Consider the following 517-nt stretch of genomic DNA (forward strand, 5'->3'; position numbering starts at 1 on the left):
CGCGGTATACGTCTGCGTCGCGCTCGCTCGTACAGACGACCGCATCCGCGTCCTGTACCGATCGCCGCTCTAAATCATCCACGCGACGCTCGAACCACTCTTCGAACACTGGTTGATGAATGTCGCCGAACCGCTCCGTTTCGACGTTGTGACTGGAGAACACCACGGGCGTTTCGTCGTCAGTGCGGTCGAGTACGTACGGCGTCTGCCACGGTTCTCGGACGAGGACGACATCGGCTTCGTCTAACATCCGCCCGAGTCCGTCGTTCGCAAGTCGCAGTGCCCCCGATTGGAAGACGTTCGGATAGCCGAGGAGCATCGGCGCCTTCAGAAGTTCGTGGAGGGGGTGGAGATGACGGTACTCGGTGTAGCCGTCCGCTATCCCTACTTCCCGACGGAGATCGAGTGACTTGTACATCGCTGGCGACCCGCCCTGGCAGAACCGCTCAACGGTGTCACCCAACTCTGGGAACTCCTTGACAAGACCGTGTGTTCGGTGGTCGCCCCCTAAGCGTGG

The 517-nt window shown here is 60.9% G+C and carries 1 pseudogene; it reads right to left on the reverse strand.

The features are described 5' to 3' along the window. A pseudogene (locus EXE44_RS20925) lies at positions 1–463 on the reverse strand (glycosyltransferase); the annotation flags it as partial. Between the last annotated feature and the right edge of the window lie 54 nt (positions 464–517).

It is taken from the genome of Halorubrum sp. SS7, assembly GCF_005435055.1.
GTDB classification, from domain to species: Archaea; Halobacteriota; Halobacteria; order Halobacteriales; family Haloferacaceae; genus Halorubrum; species Halorubrum salinarum.